Source organism: bacterium, from assembly GCA_039961635.1.
In the GTDB taxonomy this organism is placed as follows: domain Bacteria; phylum 4484-113; class 4484-113; order JAGGVC01; family JAGGVC01; genus JABRWB01.
Genome location: JABRWB010000043.1, coordinates 23,115 through 29,151, shown reverse-complemented (window position 1 = coordinate 29,151; position 6,037 = coordinate 23,115). Strand labels below are relative to the sequence as shown.

Annotated in this window: 5 protein-coding genes; 4 read left to right on the top strand and 1 reads right to left on the bottom strand. The window is 58.6% G+C overall.

The features are described from left to right. Window positions 1-38: 38 nt before the first annotated feature. From HRF49_07315 to HRF49_07305, 3 genes are all read left to right on the top strand, one after another. Window positions 39-2,954 (top strand): hypothetical protein, encoded by a 2,916-nt coding sequence (locus HRF49_07315; GenBank protein MEP0814458.1) that lies wholly within the window; start codon window positions 39-41, stop codon window positions 2,952-2,954. Between the two features lie 116 nt (window positions 2,955-3,070). Beyond that, window positions 3,071-3,781, top strand: a complete 711-nt coding sequence (locus tag HRF49_07310) for a hypothetical protein (protein ID MEP0814457.1) — start codon at window positions 3,071-3,073, stop codon at window positions 3,779-3,781. 14 nt (window positions 3,782-3,795) lie between these two features. Then, the gene (locus tag HRF49_07305; GenBank protein ID MEP0814456.1) at window positions 3,796-4,044 is read left to right on the top strand and encodes a hypothetical protein; all 249 of its coding nucleotides are present in this window, start codon (window positions 3,796-3,798) and stop codon (window positions 4,042-4,044) included. Between the two features lie 112 nt (window positions 4,045-4,156). On the opposite strand, the gene HRF49_07300 is transcribed toward HRF49_07305, so the two are convergent. Continuing rightward, a complete protein-coding gene (locus HRF49_07300) occupies window positions 4,157-5,410 on the bottom strand; it encodes a homoaconitate hydratase family protein (protein ID MEP0814455.1) in 1,254 nt (417 codons plus the stop codon). Window positions 5,411-5,601: 191 nt separating this feature from the next. On the opposite strand from HRF49_07300, the gene HRF49_07295 reads away from it, so the two are divergent. Beyond that, window positions 5,602-6,036, top strand: a complete 435-nt coding sequence (locus HRF49_07295) for a hypothetical protein (GenBank protein ID MEP0814454.1) — start codon at window positions 5,602-5,604, stop codon at window positions 6,034-6,036. Window position 6,037 lies beyond the last annotated feature (1 nt).

Sequence of the window (6,037 nt, the reverse complement as noted above, 5' to 3'; positions counted from 1 at the left end):
TCCGGTCGTCCCTCGCTTACAAGCTGGAGGTATACAAAATGGCATCATCGTTCATGCCGGCGCTCAACCGCCGCCGGGGTTTTGCGTACTCATGCGTTTTCGTTTTGCTCCTTTCCCTGGCGGTTTTATCCTGCGGCAGGTCCGGCGGCAGGCCCGCGCCCTCGCCGTCCCCGGATGCGGCTCCGCCCGCCTCGTCTCCCGTCGAAATCGCGCGGGATTTGGGAATCCCCGATGCGGAAGATTTATCGCGCAAGGATGCGAAGCTCGCCGCGATGGACTACGACACGCGGCTGGACCGGCTGACGGATCGGTTCTTCGAGGAGATAATGCGCATATACGGCACGCCGGAAAAGGGGAAGGTCAGGCTCCCCGCTTCTCTCGCCCGCGATCCGTACTTTGCCAATTCGGAGAGGTTCGATTTATCGCCGGTTTCCACCGCATATGCGGGGGGGGAGCGTATGGCCTCGATTGCGCCGAGAGAGGGATTCGGAATCGTAAGCGATCTGGCCGCGTCAGCCGCGGCGGAGACGGGGAAGATATCGCTCTCGTGGACTTACGCAAACAAGGGCGACTACAACCAGGACGGCGAAGTGGGGATATCCGACGTTACGCCGATAGCTCTCAACTTCGGCGCATTGACTAACGACGGAACGAACGACGATGCCGAGCGCGTCGTTGACGGCTCCGGCAGCGGCGAGGTGTGGATTGACGACGTGACCCCCATCGCGCTGAATTATCTCGCGATGGTGCAGAGCTACACAATCGAATTCCTCCCCCCCGGCGATACCGTCTGGCAGAGCGTCCCGACCGAAAGCCGAGTCATGTTCGCAAGCGCAACGCTTCCGCCCTCCGGCGGATTCAAGACTTTCAGCGTCACGCTCGGCGACGGGGAGGGGGGAGTGCTTCCGCCCGTTCTCGACGGGACGAAATTCCGCGTCGCGCCGCTCGATTCGCTTGGCGCGCAGGGCGAATACTCGAACGAAGCAATATTCAATACCGGAACCGGCAACGTCCCGCCCGTGGCGCGCGGCAGCGCGACTCCGGAGCAGGGAACCGCGCCGCTGACCGTGACATTTGAAGGCGATGCAAGTTACGACACTGACGGCCAAATTGTCAAATACGAATGGGATTTTTTTGGAACCGGGGATTTTGCGGACTACACCGGCACCTTTGGCATTGCATTTGCCGATTATTCGTCGCCCGGTCGCTACAACGCGGTTCTGCGCGTAACGGACGATGGCGGAGCAATCGGCCAGAAAATCTTCTCCATATTTGTTAACGCGCCTGGCGGCATCGCCCCGATTATCAGCGCGACGGCTTCTCCGGACGAAGGCGAGGCGCCCTTCACGGCCAACTTCGTCATCGGAGCAACCGACATTGACGGTACAATCGTCTCGTACGAATGGGACTTTGGAGACGGCATATTCCGGGACTTCACACCCACCAAGGGCGCGGCGTCCCGGCTGTTCACGCAGAGCAACGTGGGAAGCTTCAACTGCATCGCCCGCGTCACCGACAACTCGTTTATGTCCGCCACGCGAAGCGTCAGCGTCCGCGTTTATCCACCCGGAGGCGGTCCGGTGGAGCAATGGCCCCCGAAGGCGGAAGCCAGGGCATGGCCGAATATCGGCGACGCGCCGCTTGAGGTTGCGCTGGGATGCAACCTTTCGTACGATCCCGACGGGGAAATCGTAAGCTATGAATGGGATTTCGACGGAAATGGCACATTCGACTGGCAGTCCTCCGTTCCGACAAACCTGACCCGCACATACGAGGCGGGCTACTGGCGAGCGAAACTGCGGGTAGTTGACGACACCGGACTGTGGAATGAAAGCACCGTCACGATTGTCGCCGATTCGCCGAACCTTTACTGGCAGAAGCAAACGGTGCAGGAGATATACAAGGGCAGCGGGTTTGACGTCAGCACCCTTCTTAAAAATTGGGGCTTGGGGATGGAAGTTGCGGTATCTCCGGCAACCGGTGAGATTTGCGTGATTTATCGGGTGACAGATGTGAGTTTTCCATACAGCGAGCACAGGGAACGAATCAGGCTGGCGTGGAAGCAAATTTCCGCCGGCCAGCCATGGCGGTTTGAGGATTTTTACATTGACGTACCGGAAAATCAGTATGGAATGCCAACACGCCCGATATTTCAGGCGGATGGCACGTTGCTGTTTGGAAGTTATATCGAATCGTCCAGCCCATGGAATCAGGCAATAATCGTCAAGAGAACCCCGGAAGGGGAGTTTGAAACCGTATACGCTGGCGGATTCATGAACGACATCTATTACCAAAGCGGCTGGCTCGCCGCAAGCGATTCGGGCAAAATCGCATTCATCTATCGGAATGGCAGCGATGGCGACGAATACAACCTTGCGGAGCTTGAAGGCACAGCCGTAAGTCAAAGCAACCCGTTCGCATCCTCGCCCGCAGCAATGATTCGATGCTACGGAATCGAATACCGCGGCGACGAGCCGATTTTGCTCGCGGACGAGGACCGAAACCTTTGCTTCTATTCCCGTCCGGAAGCCGAATTCCTGCGCGAGGTTGTAATCATTCAAAGTGGAGATGATTCTTTGCTTACATACGTGAACGATACTCCTGGAATCCACATCCGGCCTGCCTCGGAATTGCTTAGAAGGTATTTCTTGGAGGGAAATTCATGGAAGGCGCATAATCTGGCGCTTAACGAGGGCGATAACTTACAGAGTCCGATGCGCGTAGCTGAGCTAGGGCAGAATTGGTGCTACCTTGCGCCCTGGAGCGCGCCGGACGGCCTAAAGCCTGCTTTTTTGTTCGATTACGGAGGCGGCTACCTGCTTGAGGCGGTGGATTCAAACATGGCGGACTTCGAAATCTTCGCCATAGCGGCTTCGGAAGACAAAATATACGTTGCGGGAGGAAACAGCGTCGACCTGAGGGTTGTCCTTTGCACGCGCGACGCTCCTTTGTAGGTTGTGAAAAGTTGTTAAACGTTGTAATGAATTATGTGGAAGCTTGATTTTACGGTTTTCGGAGTTTTAATTGCGATGTTTGTCCCTTCCAACCTGGAAAGAAGGAGGTGATTCTAATGGCAGTGGCAAATTGGCAGACAAGCGGCCTGACCGACATTCAGCCGGCGGACGCGAACAAAAACATCATCCCGAACTCCACCGGCAGGTGCGGTACCGTGGCAAGTCCATGGGACGCGGGTCATCTCGATCAGATCACGGTCAACGACGACGGGCAGGACTTGGACTCTCGTTTCGAGGGCGACACGGACCAGAACCTGTTGTTCATAGACGCAGGTGCGGACCGCGTAGGGATAGGTACGAACTCCCCAAGCGCTAAGTTGCACGTAGCCGGGACGCTACTTGTGGCCGACGCGGCAACTTTCAGCAAGTCGGTGGTTATCAACGAGGACGGCGGCGATAACGACTTTCGGGTAGAGGGCGACACGCTCTCCGGGTTGTTCCTGGTGGACGCCAGCGCGGACAAGGTGCTGATTTCCGGCAACGTGGTTCACACCGCGCAGGCGCGGTTTTCGGTTAAGCAGTTCAGCACCGATTCCAACCTTCCCGTCGCAGAGTGGATCCAGGACGACGAAGATGCGATTTTCATGGCTTTCTTCGGCACGTCCGCGGCCAATTTCACGAAGAACATCTCCACCGAGCCGGGAGACGGAAACGCTTTGCCTCCGTTCTCGAAGAGCTCGGTGGGATGGCGGTTCGTGTGCATGGTGAAGTGCTCAAGCACCGCCGGGGTGGGCTGGATTCCCATGTACGCCCCGGACGAGACGTAGCAAGGAGGAAAGAAATGGCCGAAGCGCGCGGCAGGGATGCGGACATCGTGAGGCTTATTCCCGCGCAGGGCGGGAATCTGGTATTGCACCATTACAAGCTTGAGGATGCGGTAACGCTGACTCCCAACACGATCAAGGCGATTGCGGATTACTGGGCGGCGACGCAGGAAGCTGCGAATGCCGCACCGGAGGAAGTCACGCCGGTGGCAGAATCCGAAACGCCAAGGAAGAAACCGACGCGCAAGCCGCGGGCGAAGAAGTAACTACCAGGCTTTTCTCATTTCCGCAGCGGCGGAATTATCGGTCGCATTGGGGCGGGGGACAATCCCCTGCCTTTTATATTGATTCGCAGCGAAATCGCAAAACGGCAATCCGCTACCCGCAGCAGACGAATCCATGCGCGGCGGAATATCCCGCGGTGCGTGCGCTCGCAAGATAGGTATCCCCCTTGCCCTGCTTCCCCGCGAAGTTGCGGTTGCCGGTCGTGACCTGCACCTCGCGCTCGCCGGTCATCCCGACCTGGCCCGCGGCGCATCCCGCGCAGCCCTGGTTGATTATGATCGCGCCGGCGTCTACCAGAGTGTTTATGGTTCCGTCCGCAAGTAGCTCCCGGTAGACTCGGCGGGTGGCGGGCGCGACCTTGGCCATCACGCCGGGCGCGATGCCGTGCTTCGCGACTATCGCGGCGAACTCCCGGATATCTTCGGCGCGGCCGCCCGTGCAGCTTCCGACGACGACGCCGTCCACCGGAATTTTCCGCGCGGCGAGTTCCGAAACGGGGCGCACGTTGTCCGGCTTGGGCGGGCAGGCCGCGAGCGGCTCGATTCCCGATACGTCGAACTCGTATACGACTTCATATTCCGCTTCGGCGTCCGGCGTGAGAAGATCGCAAGCGGCCTTGTCAATTTTCTTTCCGCAGAGATTTCCGATTTCGGCGAGCGTGGATTCGCCGGGACAGATGAAAAGCGAGATCGCGCCCATCTCGGTGCCCATGCTGGCGAGCGTGATGCGCCCCGCGAGATCGAGCGCATCCACCGCCGGGCCGTATATTTCGGCGCTTTTTCCCAGAAGACCGCTTGCGCCGAGCTTGCCGACGAGGTAAAGCGTGAGGTCTTTCGCGCCGGCGCCTTCGGGAAGGTTGCCCGACAGCTCGATGCGCACGGAAGGCGGAACTTCGAACCAGGTACGGGCGTGGCGGAAGGCGTAGGCGATGTCTATGTCGCCCATCCCCTGTCCCAAACAGCCGACCGCGCCGAGCAGGTTCAGGTGGCTGTCGGTGCCGACGACGATGGTTCCGGGGAGCGCGATGCCCTCCTCGATCATGACGTGGCTGCCGATGCCGGCATCCACGTCGAAAACGCGGAGGCCGTGCTTGCGGGCGAAATGGCGGCATCGGTGCTGGTTGTCCGCGTAGCCGATGGTGTTCGCTGGTACGTTGCAATCGAAGGTGAAAAATGTGCGGGAAGGATCGCCTACGGGCGAATCGCCGAAGGACTCCTCGAAGTTCTTGACGACGTTCGCGCCGCCGAAGTCACGGGCGCTGACGACGTCAAGCGAAACCCAGGCTATTCTGCCCTCGTGGACGTCTTCGCCCGCATGGGCGGAGATTATCTTCTCGATTACAGTCATACCCTGGCCGTACATATGCACCCCGCGGGAGGCCGCAGGGCGATTATATCGGCATTCGGGGACGCAGTTCCGGAATAGTGGCGCTCGTGCAAATGTTACTAAGGACGGCTTTCAGGAGGCAAGAGCCGGTATCACGGACTACAATCAGGTGATATAATCCGTTTGCTTGAAGTTGAAAGCAGGTGAACTAGATGTCCAAAACCGATCCCGGCTGGATTTTTATAATCATCATCGTGGCGATCATCGCGGTTCTTTGGAAACCCGTGATCGGCCCCGTCATATCCAAAGTCAAAAACAGCTTCGGCAACGAAGAGCAGATTGCCGAAGGAAAGGCCATCTTCGAAGACACCAACCGCTGGGGCGTGAAAAACGCAGGATGCATCACCTGTCACGCGCCGAGCGGCCCGTCGCCGGATGCAAGCAAGCTGCCCAAATCCCTCACGTTCGAATATGTTGAGCTGACCAACCTCAAATTCAAATACCGCAAAGGCGCCATGGCGTCCGACGAGGCGATCGCCCAGCAGATAAACAAGTGCATCACCGCGGGTTACAGACTGAAGGGCGGCGCCTTGCCTACGACCAACCCCGCCATGCAAGCCCTGGTGGCGTATTTATATACGCTATGAC